Genomic DNA, 16,076 nt, shown 5'->3' with positions numbered 1-16,076 from the left:
CTGCAACCCGATCAGCTCCGCCCGGCGAGCGCTAAGCGAAGTGCCCTACATAGAGGGGGGTCAAAATTGGACGCCGATCTGGAGTGCGCCCCTCGGACCGGACAGGTCAAGCCGCAGTTTTGACCATCTGCCGGGCGTGTTGGTCCTCGAACTGTTGCGGGCTGAGATAGCCGAGCGCTGAGTGCAATCGGCGGGTGTTGTAAACCTCATCAATGAAGCGGGGAAGTCCTCAGCGACGTCGGCGAAGGTTTCGTAGGCCATCGGATAGACGGCTTCGACCTTCATCGTCTTCATGAAGCTTTCCGCTTTCGCATTATCGTAGGGATTGCCGCGCCGGCCCATCGATCCAATAAGATCGTGCTCGGCGAGAACGTTGCGGTAGAGGAGTGCGGCATATTGCGAGCCTCGGTCCGAGTGATGGACGCAGCCCGGCGGGGTTTTTCGTCGTTCGATTGCCGCTTTCAATGCTGCAACGGTCAAGCGCGCGTCGATCGACCGACCGATGGCGTAACCAACGACCTTGCGTGACCAGGCATCCAAAATGACCGCGACGTAGACGAAGCCCGCCGCAATCGTCACGTATGTTATGTCGCTCACCCAGAGCTGGTTCGGGCCGTCGGGTGTCACGTTCTTCGCCAGGTTCGGGAAGATCGGCAACTCGTGATCGCTGTCCGTAGTGGCGATGAAGCGCCGCCTGATCCTGGGCTGCAGATCGTGCTCGCGCATCAACCGTCTGACCTTCTTGTGGTTGACGACGATGCCGCGCTGCCGCAGCGCCGCCTGCATGCGGCGATAGCCGTAAGCTTCGAAGCTGTCGGAGATCTCACCCATCGTCTCGACGAGCGCTGTGTCATCCACGGCGGTTTCGGGCTGATCGTAGTAGGTTGATCGCGCGATCCCCATCAGCCGGCATCCTTCAGCGATGGAGACACCGCCGGGCCGGTGATCACGGATGTAGTCCCGCTTCTCGGACGTAGTGCGCTTTTCAGAGCCCCCTTTAGAAACTCAATTTCCAAGGCTTGCCGGCCTACCAGCCGCTCCAGCGCTGCGATCCGCGCCTCATAGGTCTGCATCGTGTCGGCCGCCGCCACGTCTTCGTCGAAGGAGCCGGCCTCGTATTTCTGAACCCAGATGCGGATCAGGTTACGCGGCAGTTCGTGCCGCTTGGCGAGACCATGCAGCGTCTCGCCGGACAGGAACTCCTGCACTACCTGACGTTTGAACTCGATGCTGTGCGTGCGATAAGTCACCATGGGCTTCCATCCTTCGAAAGCCCGGCTTCCAAGTCAATTCTGCTTGTGCATCCTGTCCGGTCCGAGGGGCGCACTCCAATCGGGGGTAAGTTTTGCAAGGCGTTTGACACGTACGGTTGGCGCCGACGCGAGCATTCACTACGGCGCTTCTCCGCCAGGTCAATATTCCCAGTTATATTGACGACAGCGATCTATCGAAAACGATATATATCGTTCGATATAGATCATAATACTACCAGACGGAAAGTTGACTTGCCATCCTTAGGCTGCGCCCAATGGCCCCCCTGAGCAGCTGGGGTTTGTTAGCATTTCAAGTGATGGCGGACGGGCAATCGTAGTTTTCTACGCCTCCGGAACTTACGCACGTCAAGGCGTGCTCTGTTCCGGTTCTCGAAATCCACCATTTTCGGCGCGCCCTGACCTCTGACCCTGGGGACAGCTCGATCACAATTGGGAGGAAGATTATGACCACTATTACCGGCACAAATCTCGTTCTCGACGAGCAAATCGACGTACAGACTGTCACCGATGATAATGATATCATCCTGGACGCGACGCTGCTCGCCCATCTCGTCAATGATCTCGGCGTCGACATCAGTGATACCGACCCCGCGACAGGCTTCCCGCAGGTGGCCGTCAACAGCGCCCTCCTTGACACAACCGGAGCGACCGATCTGGCGCTGTCGACCACTGGCGGCTCGAGCGGCCTCTTTACCGTGGGCGGTGTTGAAATCTTCCTCTACAACGAGGGCGGCATCATTTATGGGCGCGAGGCCGACGCGAATGGCGACGCCGACCCGGCGGGCGCCCTGGCATTCGCGGTTGCGCTTGACTTGACCGACGGCGTGTCATCGGCGCAGGTTTACCTCATTCAATACGAACCGCTGCACCACCTCAATCCGGACGCTGTTGACGACGGCGACATCCTATCGTTTGCCGAGGGCAAGATCACACTGGATGTAACGACTACCGAACTCGTAACGACGTTCCAGACACTCGACTTCGCGTCGATCCCGTCAGGTAGCCCGCAGGAGACACTAACGGTTGCGACAGCCGATCCCACTGACAATCACAGCGCCAAGTTTGATGGGCTCATCTTCCCGAGCGGGACGGTGGTTGATCCAACGACAGTCCCAACCAACTCCGGAACCAATGATGATCTGAACCCCGACGCCGTCGGCTTCGGTGTGAAGGGCGGCCAAGCCTCCCAGTTGAATCAAAATGAGGGCTTCTTCGTTCAAGACGCGGCCTGGACCTCCTCTGATCCGGATGCGAACGAGATCGGCGGCATTAGATTCGACGTCCAGGGCATAGGCGGGGTGAAGAGCGTTAACATCGAGTGGTGGACTGTCGATAATGGAGCAGTAGTTGAACACGGCGCCGACACAGTAAGCTTGCCTAAAGGCAGCGCCGTCTATGAGAATTATACCATCGAAACGGCGGATAGCGTCGACCAAATCTACGTTCGATTTACCTACGACACGAAGCAAAGCACGTCCGGCGTGCGCATTGAGAACCTCGAAGTCGCGTTCCCATCAACGACCGAGGTGCCAGTCGTCAACCCCGAGGATCTCGGGACGCACCTCGTGTTCGAGGACGCCGGGCCGACGTTCACCGGCATCACTGGTGATGGCACGGACTTCCAGGTCGGATTGGCCGCCGGTCAACAGGACACAGGGACGTTCGACCTTACTCCCGGAGCCGACGGCTCACACGTCACCATCACCGGTTACACCGATCTCGGTGGCGATGACATCGAAGAGATTCTCAGCATCGACGGAACCACGCTGACGTACTACGACGTTGCCGCCGATCAGAACCTCTACCAACTGAGCGTGACGGATTCGGGGTACACTTTCGACGTGCTCTTCACACCCCACGGTGAGCAGTCCGACCTCGACTTCAATGCGGTCAAGTCGGGCGGTCCCCAGGAGACCTTGACGGTACCCACGGCGGACAACACCGGCAGCATCGTCTTTGACGGCCTGATCTTCAACGCTACGCCCGCAGCGGACGCGACCGAGTCAGCCTTTGCGCCGTTCAACGCTGCTCCTCTGGGAGGCCCGACCGTTGCGGCTGACGACCTTAACCCCGATGCAGTTGGATTCGGGGTGAAAGGCGGTCAGGCGTCGCAGATCAATAACAACGAGGGCTTCACCTTCTCTACTTTGGACGGGTCTGACATCAACAATCTAACCTTTGCGGTCGCAGGGATTGGAAACATCAACACCATCACAGTAGAATCGTGGCTTTACGACGGTGGCGGTAATCTGATTGATCACAATACCGACGACGTTATTGGCTTGCGCTCGGGTAATCAGACCGTGACCATCAACGACGATGGTGGTCAAGCCTTCGACACGGCCTACGTTCAGTTCCACCTCAACGGTGCCAACTCGGGTGTTCGCGTCCTCGACTTCTCGACGAGCATCGAGGGTCCGGTTCCCGATCAGTTGTTCGAGTTCACGCTGGCAAACACCGACCTCGACGGGGATGCTGCTACGCAACCACTGAGCATCCTCGCAAGCCAGGACTTCATTGTTTAATGGCGTCCTCGTAGCCTACAAGAGCTTCAACGCCTGCGATCCGGTCCCCCTTTGGGGACCGGTCGTTCAAGACACCAAGGCCCTTGACTAAAACCAGGCGACGCGCAAAGCGGCGGCTTGCAGTGCCCACCTATGATGCTGTGGACGGCTCTCCAACTAATCGTCCAGCCTGTTTGGCTGAAGCCCCAAGCCAATCTCCCAGGGCCGGTTATCAGGCGGGTTTGACCGAGAGCAGGCGGTCGGTTGTAATGATCGATACGAAGATCGCATCAATCGAAGCGGACCCCGGTGGTCAACTGGTTCGATCGGGTATGCGCCAGCCTGGAAGGGAACCTCCAGCGAAGTGCCGAGAGTCAGGAGATATTGCAGCGTGAGATTCGTGTCCAGGGACGCATCAATATCGTCGTCTGTACTGCCGGCGGACTCGATCAGGCCGGCGCAGGCGCTGCGGCGGGTACCACGGCCGACGCCATCACGCGGCTTTCCGGCGCCCGTTGCCGGTTTCATGTCGATGCCAGTTGAAAGTGCTGGTGTCAGAGGAGGCCGGTTCCTGGATGGTCGAGGCCTTTGCCATGCGCCGCCCAGGCCAGTTCCGCCCGGCCGCCGAGATGCAGCTTTTCATAGACGTGATGCAGGTGCATCTTCACCGTGCCTTCGGATACGTGCAGCCGCTGCGCGATGGCCTTGTTGCGTAACCCGCGCGAGACGAGATCGGCGATCTCGGTCTCCCGCCCGGTCAGCCTGGACATCGGCTGGTGCCGCGTTTCCGGCGTCAGCAGTTGCTGGACGATCTTGTTGTCGATCCACTTCTTGCCTGCCGCCACCGCGCTCACGCATTCGATGAGATAGCGGTGGCTGATGCCGTCCAGCATCAGACCGTCGCTGTCGAGCGCCTGTATTTCCTTGATGCCGAGCCGGCCGGCTGGCTGGACGATGAAGATGATGCCGAGAGCGCTGTTGCAGGCCTTCAGCCGGGAGGAAAGCCCTGATGTCTGCGGGTCCGCGATATCCAGGCCGACGATGACGATATCAGGCCGATGGCGCTCCACATGAGGGAGAACGTCGACAAGGCGGCGGCACTGGGCGACAACATCGTGTCCAGCCTTCTGCAACACCCACTCCAGACCGGCGAGATACACCCCCCGCGGGTCGGCGACAACCAAAGTCGACATACCAACACCGTCCGACCAACACCGTTCGAAAAAACGCAACGAACTTGGTTAAACACCCGTTAAATCACGAAACCAGAGCTCATGCGTATTGTCAAGTAAACACTAATATAGCGACTGCTATAATAAAGACCTTAGGCTTTCAGGCCGATCGGCGCGGGAACCCGCACGGCAGTGAGTTCGGCTGACGCTGCCGGATGGCACTCGCAAACCTTGTCAGTATCGCGTCATGATGAGCAGGACGCGATACTGGAGATCAACCTTAGCGGTTTGCGATATGGCACGACACGAAGGGAGCAGGTTTGCTGCCCCTCAGTTCGCGTAACATCACGATATTGAAAGAAATTTGGTAGCGGGAGAGGGACTTGAACCCCCGACCCCAGGATTATGATTCCCGTGCTCTAACCAACTGAGCTACCCCGCCAGGGCGGCGAAAGGCCCGAAATCCGCCTCAAATCGAAAGGCATGTCGGGGGCGTTCGCCAAGGTCGCGCGGATATAAGGTTGGGAGGGTGAGCCTGTCAAGCTTCGAAGCAACCGGCTTGCCGGCTTATCGTCATTATCGAAAAGCTTTGCCGCGCAGACATTTGGTTGCTGCCGTCGGGGTTGAGTTCGAGGGGGCACGTCGCTATGTCTCGGCCACGAGTTTTTAGAGTTTGAAACAGATGAAGCCGCGCATTGCAGTCCTCGGTTGCGGATACTGGGGCAGCAACCACATCCGCACCCTCAAGGCGCTCGGCGCGCTGCACGCGGTCTCCGACGCCAACCGGGCCCGTGCCGAAGGCTTTGCCAGCGAGCAGGACTGCCTGGCGATCGAGCCGGACCAGCTATTCGTTCGTGACGATATCGACGCCATCGTAATGGCACTGCCGCCGCAATTCCATGCCGACCTTGCCGTGCGTGCCGTCGAGAGCGGCAAGGACGTGCTGGTGGAAAAGCCGATCGCGCTGACGGTGGCGGATGCCGAGCGTGCGGTGAAGGCGGCCAAGGACAATGGCCGTGTCTTCATGGTCGGCCATGTCCTGCGATTCCATCCCGCCTTCGAGACGCTGAAAGGGCTGATCGACAAGGGCGAGCTCGGCGAAGTCCGCTACATCCATTCGCATCGGCTCGGCCTCGGCAAGTTCCACACCGAGAACGACGCGCTGTGGGACCTGGCGCCGCACGATTTGTCGATGATCCTGGCGATCACCGGCACCGAGCCGATCGAGGTGCGCGGCGAGGGGGCCGCCCTGCTCGACAATCTCAGCGACTTCGCGCATCTGCACATGCGCTTTCCCAACGGCCTGCGCAGCCATCTCTTCACCTCGCGTCTCAATCCCTATCGCGAGCGGCGGCTGACCGTGGTCGGCACCAAGGCGATGGCGGTGTTCGACGACGTCGAGCCATGGGAACGCAAGCTTGCCGTCTACCGCCACGCGGTTTGGCAGGACAGCGGCCAATGGGCCTTCACCACCAATGAGCCATCCTATGTCGCGGTTGCCCAAGGCATGCCGTTGACGCGTGAACTGGAGCATTTCATCCAGTGCATCGAGACGCGCGCCGAACCGCGCACCAGCGGTGAGGAAGCGATCAGGGTGCTGCGCATCCTGACCGCAGGCACGGTTACACACACCAAGTCCGGTTCCTGAAACGCGGTTTTATTCGGCGGGGACCTGCGCCGGCCCGGCGGCAAGCCGGGTCAGCATGGCCTCGGCCTCGGCGCCACGCTCCGAACGCTCGATGAAGCCGCCGCCGAACACACGGGCCTCGTTGCCGTCGTCGGAATAGAGCACGCAGGCCTGTCCCGGCGCGATGCCGGACTCGCCGTCGACCAGTTCCACCCATGTGGCGCCGGCACGATGATGCAGCACGGCCGGGCGCGGCGGTCGCGTCGAGCGAACCTTGGCAAACAGCTCCAGGCCGGCGGCGGGGACTTCTGTGAGCGGTTCGTCGCCAAGCCAGTTCATATTGCGCAGATAGATCTTGTGCGTCTCCAGCGCCTCGCGCGGGCCGACGACGACCCGTGCGCGGTCGGCGTCGAGATGGACGACGTAAAGCGGCTCGCCGGAAGCGATGCCGATGCCGCGGCGCTGGCCGATCGTGTAGCGCAGGATGCCCTCATGGCGGCCGAGGACGCGGCCGTCGATGTGGACGATGTCGCCCGGGTTGGCGGCGGTCGGCTTCAGCTTGGCGATGATGTCGGAATACTTGCCCTGCGGCACGAAGCAGATGTCCTGGCTGTCCTGCTTGGCGGCAACCGTCAGCCCCATCTCCTCGGCAATGGCGCGAACCTGCGGCTTCGACAGGCCACCGAGGGGAAAGCGCAGATAATCGATCTGCGCCTGCGTGGTGGCGAACAGGAAATAGCTCTGGTCGCGGTCGGCGTCGACCGGCCGGTAGAGCGCGCGGTGGGCACCGTTGGCGCCAGAGCGGATATAGTGGCCGGTGGCCAGCGCGTCGGCGCCAAGTTCCTTGGCCGTGGCCAGGAGATCGGCGAACTTCACCGTCTGGTTGCAGGAAACGCAAGGGATCGGTGTCTCGCCGGCGACATAGCTCTCGGCGAAGGGATCGATGACCGCCTTGCGGAAGCGCTCCTCATAGTCGAGCACATAATGAGGGATGCCGAGCGTCTCGGAGACGCGGCGGGCATCGTCGATGTCCTGCCCGGCGCAGCATGAGCCGGCCCGGTGCGTCGCCGCGCCATGATCGTAGAGTTGCAAGGTGACCCCGACGACATCATAGCCTTCGCGCTTCAGCAGGCCGGCGACGACCGATGAATCGACACCGCCCGACATGGCGACGACGATGCGGGTGTTTTCGGGACGTCCGGGGAGATCGAGACTGTTCATGGTGCTTTCGTTCTGCGCGGCGTCTCAATGCCAATGTCGAGAATATAGGTCAAGCTTTACGGTCGCGCCAGCGCACAGGGCGATTCACCCGGTTGCGGCCGATCCCGCTAGGAGATGCAATTTCCCCCGGCAAAATCAGGGTTCGCGGGCAGATGTTTCAAATGCCTGCGAAAAGACTAACGCGGCGTTCATGATCCTTACCTAGTCATTAGGGTCTGCTTAGGCAATTTTTAAAGCTGTGGCGGTAACGTGGCGGGGATTGGGTCTTTGAGTTTTTTGTAGAGAGTACGATGACCGATCTGGTTAGACCGAGAGTCAAATATGTTATCGGGCCTGACGGCAGCCCTCTTACGATTGCCGATCTGCCGCCGACGAATACACGTCGCTGGGTTATCCGGCGTAAGGCGGAGGTGGTTGCGGCAGTGCGCGGCGGGCTCCTGAGCCTGGACGAGGCTTGCCAACGCTACAAGCTCACCACCGAGGAATTCCTGTCCTGGCAGGCGTCGATCGACGAGTATGGCCTTGCCGGGCTGCGCACGACGCGCATCCAGCAATACCGTCACTGACAGTTGCGAATTTGAACGAAGGGCGCGGAATGTTCCGCGCCCTTCCGTTTCTGCTGCTGGCTGCTGCGGTCCCTGGTTCAGGCCGTAAGCGCCACTTTGCCGATCGGCTTGGTGGCCAGAAAGGCGTGGGCTGCCCCCGCCTGGTCGAGCGGGAATGTCCTGGCCACATGGACGGCGAGCTTTTTCGCGTCGATCAACTGGGCGAGTTCCAGCAGGCCCTCCCTGTCGGGCACGACGGACATACGCTCGACCCGGATATCGCGCGCACTGGCCTGCACTCTGGTGTCGTCGTTGACATCGAGCAATGACACCAGCACGCCGCCACGCTTGAGCACCTTCAGCGAGCGTTCGGCGTGGTCGCCGCCCATTGGATCCAGCACCAGATCGATGTCGCGAACATGGTCGGTAAAATCGCCCTTGGTGTAGTCGATGACCTCGTCGGCGCCGAGTTTGCGAACGAAATCGAGTTTTTGCGGGCTGGCGGTGGCGATGACGTAAGCACCGCGCGCCTTGGCGATCTGCACCGCCAAATGGCCGACGCCGCCGGCCCCCGCATGCACCAGCACGCGCTGGCCCGATTTCAGCCTGCCATGGCGGACCAGGCCTTGCCAGGCGGTGAGGCCTGCCAGCGGCAATGCGCCTGCCTGGATGTGGTCGGCGCCCTTCGGCTTCAGCGCGATTTCATCGGCCGGCACAGCGGCCAGTTCAGCGTAGGCCGCCGCCTGCTTGGGAAAGCGCGGCATGCCGAACACCTCGTCGCCGACGCGCAGGCTGGAAACACCGGCGCCCAGCGCCTCGACGGTTCCCGAGATGTCCCAGCCCAGGGTGAAGGGCGGCTCGCCGAGCAGCGGATAGTAGCCGGCGCGGACGGCACCATCGACCGGGTTGATGCCGGCTGCCTTGACACGGACCAGCACCTCGCCGGCCTTTGGCGTCGGATTGGGCTGGTCGGTGACGAAGAGAACGTCGGGTCCGCCGACGGAATTCTGGATAGCGGCGCGCATTGGGATATCTCCTGCTTGGTTGGCGTCACTATCATTTGGATAGTAATGGCTTCTTGTCTAGTATTTACCTTTATGATATATACGTACCCCATGGATAGTGATGACGACTGCGGTTTCGGCTATGATGCGTTCCGGCGAACGTGCCCATCGCACACCGTGCTGGAAATGCTGGCCAGCAAATGGGTCTATCTGGTGGTTTGCGCGCTGCGCAAAGGCCGGCTGCGCAATGGCGAGCTTGCGCGCAAGCTCGAAGGCATTACGCCGAAGATGCTGACGCAGACGCTACGTGTGCTCGAGCGTGACGGCCTGGTGCGTCGCGAGATATTCCCGGTCATTCCGCCGCGCGTCGAATATGAATTGACAGAACTCGGCCAGAACCTGGCTGGACTGCTTAGCCAGATCAGGTCATGGGCGGAGCAACACGCGCCGGACATCAAGGACGCCAGAGCGCGGGCGGTTGCCGAAAATGAAGGCGATTTGGCCGCCTAGGCGGCTTTCAGTTCTCTTGGCGACCTTCCCAGCCGAGATCAAGCGCCCGCCAGTTGGCAAGCGCCAGAGCCGCGTGCAGGCCGGGCTTCAGCCGATCATGGCGCTGCGGCCGCCGACTTCGGCTTCGCGGATCTTGGTGTCGCGCGATTCCAGCATTTCCGCCTTGGAAAGCTCCGCTTCAGCTTCGCCGAGTAATGATTCGGCAGCGCTTCGCTGTTGTGCGAGGTCGCTTTGCGAATTTCTGAGATTGTCGCGGCGCAAACGCGCCGCCTTGGCGAAGGTCGGATAGGCGAAATGGTTGATGTCGGTGATGCCGGCCTTCTTTTCTTCGGCGGTGATCTGAAGCTCCAGCTCGACGGCCATGCGTTCGAACTCGGCGATCATCATGTCGAGCTGCAGCAGCTGCCGCCGCTTCTCATTCACCTGAAACTGTTTCAGCCGAACGAGGTTTTCACGTGACTTCATGATTCGGTACTCCCGGAAACGCACACCCGCATCTATCGTCCAAACCACCTGGAAACGCCCAGGTCTCACCCGTGTCCACCGGCTTTCCCCGAACTATGGGAAACAAAACCCTAAAGTTTTTTGCCGGCGGTAACCATTCGTTTACGGGCATTGTTAATCATACGGGTCAGGACTTAAGGCCGGGTAAAAATTCCGGCCGCCGATGCGGAAGCGACGTCGATGAGTCCCTGGAGTCACTTAGTCCGGGTTATTAATGTGTTGCATTAGGAATTTGGTTCTAAGATTCGTTATTAGATTCAAGAGGGTGTAGAAAGGGGTTAAAAAATCTGGTACCGTCATGGACGGGAAATTAGATTTTGTTAACCATTCAATGGCAGCCTCTGCACAAGGCAACCACTGCTCCGGGTCCGGACGGGTCGTGAAATGGTCCGGCAGCAGAAAAGGGGAATGAAATGCGTGTTCTGCTGATAGAAGATGACAGTGCAACCGCACAAAGCATCGAGCTGATGCTGAAATCGGAAAGTTTCAACGTCTACACGACCGATCTCGGTGAAGAGGGCGTCGATCTAGGCAAGCTCTACGATTACGACATCATCCTTCTCGATCTCAACCTGCCTGACATGTCGGGCTACGAGGTTTTGAGAACGCTTCGCCTTTCCAAGGTCAAGACGCCGATCCTGATCCTCTCCGGCATGGCCGGCATCGAGGACAAGGTACGCGGCCTCGGCTTCGGCGCCGACGACTACATGACCAAGCCGTTCCACAAGGATGAGCTGGTTGCCCGCATTCACGCCATCGTGCGGCGCTCCAAGGGGCACGCCCAGTCGGTCATCACCACCGGCGACCTGGTGGTCAATCTCGATGCCAAGACCGTCGAGGTCGGCGGCCAGCGCGTGCACCTGACCGGCAAGGAATACCAGATGCTGGAACTGCTCTCGCTGCGCAAGGGCACGACGCTGACCAAGGAAATGTTCCTCAACCACCTCTATGGCGGCATGGACGAGCCTGAGCTGAAGATCATCGACGTCTTCATCTGCAAGCTGCGCAAGAAGCTCGATGCGGCATCCGGCGGCCAGAATTACATCGAGACGGTCTGGGGTCGCGGCTATGTGCTGCGCGAACCGGAAGACATCCGCGTCAGCGCCTGAGCGACGGACACGTCCGATCAAAAAGACCCGGCCCCGGCCGGGTTTTTGCATGATGGGCGGATAACTATTTGTTTTTACGCAATTCCTGACGGAAAACCGTCACACATTTTTCCAGGAATTGCTCCGGGTTTTGTTTTTATGCATGTCGGTGTCCCAAAACCGGGGCCACTTTCGGGCGACATGCATCTGGCCGCCGAATCAGGCGGCGATCTTCAAGGCGCGAAAACGCTCAAGCAGTTGCGGCCGGTTGAATGGCTTCAAGAGATAGCCCTGGGCGCCGGCGCGCTTGGCCCGCATGATCGAAGCGATATCGAGTTCGACCAGTGAAATCAGGATCTGCGGCTTTATCGGGCTCTCCATGGCGCGCACGCGACGGATGAGATCGACCGCCGGTACGTCCGGCAAGGCGCCATCGACGACGATGATGTCGGGCATGTCGGCGGCGCACATCTCCAGCGCGTCAAGGCCGCTGGCGGCCTCGATGACAACCATGTCGGAACCGCCCAGGATGCGTTTTGCAACCTTCCTGATGACGCTTGAATCGTCGACGAACATGCAGCGTTTCATTTCCGGGTCCTCTTTGCCGTCTGGCAATCCGGTAGCGTCGGGGCATCCAAACGCACCATAGGCCAATCTGGTAAAGAAGCCGAAAAGGCGTTAGGTAAAATTTTTGCAAAGATGGCGGCTGCCAGTTTTTATTCGCGAATGCTTCAATGCCGCCTAGGCAATTAAACGCATTTCATGTCGATGAGCCGGAATTACAGGTTTCGATGTGAAAATACTTTGACTTCTCGACTGCGCGATCAGGCTGCCGCAAACACGATTTCTTCCGGCGTCGCGTGGATCGATATCGTCATGCCGGCTTCGCGCGCCAGAAGCAGCGTGTAGTAGGGTTGCACGGAATGCGCGTCGATCGGTTCCTCCGGCTTGTGGCCGGAATGCAGTTCGAGGAATTTCGGCGGCACACGCAGCATCGGGCCAGCCGCCGCGAGTGCGAAGCGCGGCTCGGTCTCGAGGTTTTCCAGCGTCACGGAAAGTTTGCCGCCGCGCGGAATGGCGGCGTTGGCGACCAGGATCAGGTTGAGCAGCAGCTTGACCTTGTTCTTGGGCAGCAGCGCACGGGTCCCGTTCCAGGTCAGTTCCGGCTTTTCGTTCTTGAGGAAGGCGATGGCGACCGCTTCGGCATCGCCGGTATCGATCAGCATGCCGGCCGAGCCGGCGGCGCCGAAGGCGATGCGGGCGAACTGCAGGCGGGCCGAAGCGTTGCGGGCGCTCTGACGGATCAGCTTCATGGCATCTTCGTCGGCGCCGCCTTCATCGAGCAGTTCGAGCCCGTTGTTGATCGCGCCGACCGGCGAGATGATGTCGTGGCAGACCCGGCTGCACAAAAGCGCCGCTAGGTCGGGCGCGGAAAGGGTGAACAGATCGGCCATCGGCGAAAATCCCTGCAAAATCTTACAACTCATGGCCGAGCGATCGATCGTCGCCTGCCCACACGAATCACGCTCTCTCCTCGAGCTTTCTGAATACACAGCGCCCGTGCGTGCAGCAACAAATCCAAATTGTGGTTATGGCAAATGGCGTGTTCACGCAGGCTGCCGACCCCACTTAAGCGACCTCAAACAGCCTTTGAACCGCCATGTTCATGTGGGAGCTTAATGGTTGAAAAAGGATTACGGCATAGTTTGCCCGTAACAGTTACCCTTAACGGCCGGCTAAAAGAGCCGTACGGGGTGCGAGGCGTCGGCGAAGGTGCTCCCTGACGGAGATTGGAAGCATGTTTTCCCGATACTACGACCGGAGCTTTCTCCGCGTCTTCTCAATGGCGATCACGCTCCTGGGCGTTCTCGTCTTCTCAACTTCAGCCCTGCGGGCCCAGGAATACACCGCTCAGGAGATTGTCGATTCCGGTCACAAGTTTTTCGGCGCGACATCAGGCGGGCTCGCCACGGTCGTCGAGAAGATTTTTGCTTCCTACGGCCTGCCCAACGGCTATCTGCTGGGCGAAGAGGGCTCGGGCGCGCTGATCGGCGGGCTGACCTACGGCGAAGGCACGCTCTACACCAAGAATGCCGGCGATCACAAAGTGTTCTGGCAAGGCCCGTCGCTCGGCTGGGATTTCGGCGGCGAAGGGTCGCGGGTGATGATGCTGGTCTACAATCTCGACGATGTGGGCAGCCTCTATAACCGCTATGGCGGCGTCGCCGGTTCGGCTTATGTGGTGGCAGGCGTCGGCTTCAACGTGCTGAAGAACAACAATGTGGTTTTGGTGCCGATCCGTACCGGCGTCGGTGCCCGGCTCGGCGTCAATCTCGGTTATCTGAAGCTTACCGAGCGCGCCACGTGGAACCCGTTCTGAGCTAATTCCTTGGCTTTGTGCATATCGTTCTCCCAAAACCGGGGTTACTTTGGACGACGTGCGTTAAACCCGTCACGTTGCGGCAGACCCTTGCCGCAACGCTGGATTTCCGCCATGTCAACCTGGCGCAGTCAAAAGCGCTCGATGCGCTTTGGTTTTATCTTGTTGCAGTCGTTGTCCCAAAATCGGTTCCCACTTTTGGGCGACATGCATTAGTTTGATGGTTGCCGTCCACAACGGGTAGTCACTTGGTCCAATCGGTCCTGTTCTTCGTCCTAGGCTTTCTCTGCGCCGGCTTTCTGGCGCTTATGGTGGCTCCGGCCATATGGCGTCGTGCCGTCACCCTGACGCGCCGACGTATCGAAGCCTCGATCCCTCTGACGCAAACCGAGATCCAGGCGGACAAGGATCGCGTCCGCGCCGAGTACGCCATGTCGACACGTCGCCTGGAAATCAGCGTCAAGGCGTTGCGCGAGAAGGCGGCCGAACAACTCGTCGAGATCAGTCGCGGCCACGAGGCCCTGAAGGGGCTGGCGGTCGAGCGCATGGACAAGAACCATGCGCTGACCGAACTTGGCGCCAAGAACGAAGCGTTGCGTCAACGCGAGGGCGAGTTGCAGCAGCTTTCGGAGCGTCTCAAGGAAACCGAACGCAAGCTGGAAAAGCGCGCGCTCGAGCTGGAAAAGCTGGAGCGCATGTATGACGATGCCAGTTTCTCCTCCAGCAGCCGGCAGATCGAGCTTGTCGCGCGCGAATCCGAGATGCAGAAGCTTGCCAGTGACATTGCGCTGCTGCGCGGCCAGCGCAAGGAGGCGGACAGGCGCGGCCAGGAGATCGCGGCCGAAAGCAAGGCAGCGCGCGAAGCCCTGAAAACCGAGAAGAAAAAGACCGCCGAGCTCGACAAGAAGGTCGAACGGCTGCTGGCGACACTTGCCGACCGCGAGGACAAGCTAGACCGCCGCGAAAAGGAGCTGGCGCGCATGCGCGAAGAATCAAAAGCCGAAGACAGCGCACCGGCCTTGCGGCTGGTCGGCAAGGGCGGCGACGTCGCCAGGAGCGATGAGCTCGACAAGGCAATCGCCAAGCTCGACAGCGACCGTGAGCGGCTCGAGGCCAGGCTGACGGCACTGGCACGCGAGAACAAGCGGCTGAAGGCGGATCTCACCGCGCTGGCCGCGTCCAATCCCGCAGACGGCAGTTCCGCCTTGCGCGAGCAGATGAACGAGCTGGCGGCGGAGGTCGTCCATCTGACGGCCAAGCTCGAGGGGCCTGGTTCGCCGATCGCCAAGGCACTGGCAGTGCCGTCGGATGCACGCTCCGGCAACGGTGACCGCAGTCTTGCCGACCGCGTGCGGGCACTGCAGAAGGCTGACGCGTCAAGCTGATATCGGGCTGAAATCAGGTTTCTTTTGCCGAGAAATGATGCAGCGCGATGGCTGATGCGGCCGCGACGTTCAGGCTGTCTAAACCTTCCGACATGGTGATCCGCACGGTGTGCAAGCGCGCGAGCAGGCTGTCCGGCAAACCTTCGCCCTCAGTACCGAGATAGAGCGCCAGGCGTTCGCTGCGCTGCGCATCGCGTATGTCGGTCTGCCCGCGTGGCGTCAGTGCGAATTGTTCGAAGTCCCGCCGGGCGAGCATTGCCGTGAAGCCGGCGGCGTCGGTGAACGACGCGAAAGGGATCTTGAGCGCTGCGCCGACTGAAACGCGGATCGCCTTGCGGTAGAGCGGATCGCAGCATGTCGCATCCAGCAGTATCGCGTCGGCACCAAAGGCGGCGGCGTTGCGGAAGATCGAACCCATATTGTCATGATTGGCGATGCCGACGAGCACCACGATCAGCGCCCTGGCCGGCAAGGCATCCAGCAGGGCCTCGGCGGACTCCGGCGTCCCCTTGCGGCCGATGGCCAGAATGCCGCGATGCATGTGAAACCCGGCGATTGCGTCCATCACCGCGCTTGGGGCGACATAGACCGGAAGTGCGGCCGGCGCCTTGCGCAGGATGCCCTCGAGGCCGGCCAGCCGGTTCTCCAGAACCAGTACCGATTCGGCGCCAAAGCGCCCAGTCGAGAGCAGCAGGTCCAGGACCACCTTGCCTTCGGCGACGAAGCGGCCTTGCCGGCCGGCGAGATCGCGTTCGCGGATGTCGAGATAGGCAGCGACGCGCGGATCTTGCGGGTCGTCGATGCGAATGGGATCCATGCGTTCCTCGCGGCCATCGCATCGACCCGAAAATCCGGGCCGATC

At 60.5% G+C, this 16,076-nt stretch carries 17 protein-coding genes and 1 tRNA gene; 8 read left to right on the top strand and 10 right to left on the bottom strand.

Translation table 11 applies throughout. From position 1 onward, the window contains the following. Positions 1–60: 60 nt before the first annotated feature. Together NKJ06_RS07925 and NKJ06_RS07920 are read right to left on the bottom strand one after the other, a co-directional pair. Positions 61–924 carry an IS3 family transposase gene (locus NKJ06_RS07925; RefSeq protein ID WP_352635225.1) on the bottom strand — a complete coding sequence of 288 codons (864 nt, stop codon included), beginning with the start codon at positions 922–924 and terminating at the stop codon, positions 61–63. After that, positions 903–1,253, bottom strand: coding sequence for a transposase (locus NKJ06_RS07920; protein WP_352635201.1), 351 nt, complete (start codon positions 1,251–1,253; stop codon positions 903–905). The genes NKJ06_RS07925 and NKJ06_RS07920 overlap by 22 nt, the downstream gene beginning before the upstream one ends. Before the next feature lie 464 nt (positions 1,254–1,717). Between NKJ06_RS07920 and NKJ06_RS07915 the strand changes: the two genes are divergently transcribed. Further along, positions 1,718–3,799 carry a hypothetical protein gene (locus NKJ06_RS07915; RefSeq protein WP_352635199.1) on the top strand — a complete coding sequence of 694 codons (2,082 nt, stop codon included), beginning with the start codon at positions 1,718–1,720 and terminating at the stop codon, positions 3,797–3,799. A 288-nt stretch (positions 3,800–4,087) separates the two neighbouring features. After that, entirely contained in the window at positions 4,088–4,321 is a 234-nt protein-coding gene (locus tag NKJ06_RS07910; protein ID WP_352635197.1) for a hypothetical protein, read from the top strand. An 11-nt stretch (positions 4,322–4,332) separates the two neighbouring features. On the opposite strand, the gene NKJ06_RS07905 is transcribed toward NKJ06_RS07910, so the two are convergent. Next, positions 4,333–4,971 (bottom strand): response regulator transcription factor, encoded by a 639-nt coding sequence (locus tag NKJ06_RS07905; RefSeq protein ID WP_352635195.1) that lies wholly within the window; start codon positions 4,969–4,971, stop codon positions 4,333–4,335. 344 nt (positions 4,972–5,315) lie between these two features. Beyond that, positions 5,316–5,392, bottom strand: a tRNA-Met gene (locus tag NKJ06_RS07900). Between the two features lie 240 nt (positions 5,393–5,632). Here NKJ06_RS07900 and NKJ06_RS07895 point away from each other — a divergent pair. After that, complete coding sequence (locus tag NKJ06_RS07895) at positions 5,633–6,598, top strand: Gfo/Idh/MocA family protein (protein WP_352627517.1); 966 nt, start codon at positions 5,633–5,635, stop codon at positions 6,596–6,598. A gap of 9 nt (positions 6,599–6,607) precedes the next feature. Here the strand turns inward: NKJ06_RS07895 and mnmA are convergent, their stop codons facing one another. Further along, a complete protein-coding gene (mnmA, locus tag NKJ06_RS07890) occupies positions 6,608–7,798 on the bottom strand; it encodes a tRNA 2-thiouridine(34) synthase MnmA (protein WP_352627518.1) in 1,191 nt (396 codons plus the stop codon). 290 nt (positions 7,799–8,088) lie between these two features. On the opposite strand from mnmA, the gene sciP reads away from it, so the two are divergent. Continuing rightward, complete coding sequence (gene sciP / locus NKJ06_RS07885) at positions 8,089–8,364, top strand: CtrA inhibitor SciP (protein ID WP_013529904.1); 276 nt, start codon at positions 8,089–8,091, stop codon at positions 8,362–8,364. A gap of 77 nt (positions 8,365–8,441) precedes the next feature. Here sciP and NKJ06_RS07880 read toward each other — a convergent pair whose 3' ends face one another. Continuing rightward, positions 8,442–9,368, bottom strand: coding sequence for an NADP-dependent oxidoreductase (locus tag NKJ06_RS07880; protein ID WP_352627519.1), 927 nt, complete (start codon positions 9,366–9,368; stop codon positions 8,442–8,444). A 90-nt stretch (positions 9,369–9,458) separates the two neighbouring features. On the opposite strand from NKJ06_RS07880, the gene NKJ06_RS07875 reads away from it, so the two are divergent. Next, a complete protein-coding gene (locus tag NKJ06_RS07875) occupies positions 9,459–9,857 on the top strand; it encodes a winged helix-turn-helix transcriptional regulator (RefSeq protein ID WP_352627520.1) in 399 nt (132 codons plus the stop codon). Positions 9,858–9,944: 87 nt separating this feature from the next. On the opposite strand, the gene NKJ06_RS07870 is transcribed toward NKJ06_RS07875, so the two are convergent. Next, positions 9,945–10,322 (bottom strand): flagellar export protein FliJ, encoded by a 378-nt coding sequence (locus NKJ06_RS07870; RefSeq protein ID WP_013529907.1) that lies wholly within the window; start codon positions 10,320–10,322, stop codon positions 9,945–9,947. A gap of 452 nt (positions 10,323–10,774) precedes the next feature. Between NKJ06_RS07870 and ctrA the strand changes: the two genes are divergently transcribed. Beyond that, positions 10,775–11,470 (top strand): response regulator transcription factor CtrA, encoded by a 696-nt coding sequence (gene ctrA / locus NKJ06_RS07865; RefSeq protein ID WP_006203583.1) that lies wholly within the window; start codon positions 10,775–10,777, stop codon positions 11,468–11,470. Between the two features lie 198 nt (positions 11,471–11,668). On the opposite strand, the gene NKJ06_RS07860 is transcribed toward ctrA, so the two are convergent. Both NKJ06_RS07860 and chpT read right to left on the bottom strand, forming a co-directional pair. Beyond that, positions 11,669–12,037 (bottom strand): response regulator transcription factor, encoded by a 369-nt coding sequence (locus tag NKJ06_RS07860; RefSeq protein WP_352627521.1) that lies wholly within the window; start codon positions 12,035–12,037, stop codon positions 11,669–11,671. A gap of 236 nt (positions 12,038–12,273) precedes the next feature. Further along, positions 12,274–12,903, bottom strand: a complete 630-nt coding sequence (gene chpT / locus NKJ06_RS07855) for a histidine phosphotransferase ChpT (RefSeq protein WP_352627522.1) — start codon at positions 12,901–12,903, stop codon at positions 12,274–12,276. 389 nt (positions 12,904–13,292) lie between these two features. On the opposite strand from chpT, the gene NKJ06_RS07850 reads away from it, so the two are divergent. Both NKJ06_RS07850 and NKJ06_RS07845 read left to right on the top strand, forming a co-directional pair. Further along, the gene (locus tag NKJ06_RS07850; protein ID WP_352627713.1) at positions 13,293–13,829 is read left to right on the top strand and encodes a DUF1134 domain-containing protein; all 537 of its coding nucleotides are present in this window, start codon (positions 13,293–13,295) and stop codon (positions 13,827–13,829) included. A gap of 248 nt (positions 13,830–14,077) precedes the next feature. Continuing rightward, entirely contained in the window at positions 14,078–15,214 is a 1,137-nt protein-coding gene (locus NKJ06_RS07845; protein ID WP_352627523.1) for a coiled-coil domain-containing protein, read from the top strand. Between the two features lie 13 nt (positions 15,215–15,227). On the opposite strand, the gene NKJ06_RS07840 is transcribed toward NKJ06_RS07845, so the two are convergent. Continuing rightward, entirely contained in the window at positions 15,228–16,031 is an 804-nt protein-coding gene (locus NKJ06_RS07840; protein WP_352627524.1) for a TrmH family RNA methyltransferase, read from the bottom strand. Between the last annotated feature and the right edge of the window lie 45 nt (positions 16,032–16,076).

This window comes from Mesorhizobium sp. M0293 (assembly GCF_040321735.1).
GTDB lineage: Bacteria > Pseudomonadota > Alphaproteobacteria > Rhizobiales > Rhizobiaceae > Mesorhizobium.
The sequence above is the reverse complement of the archived record's forward strand: the minus strand, read 5'-3'. Positions and strand labels throughout refer to the sequence as shown.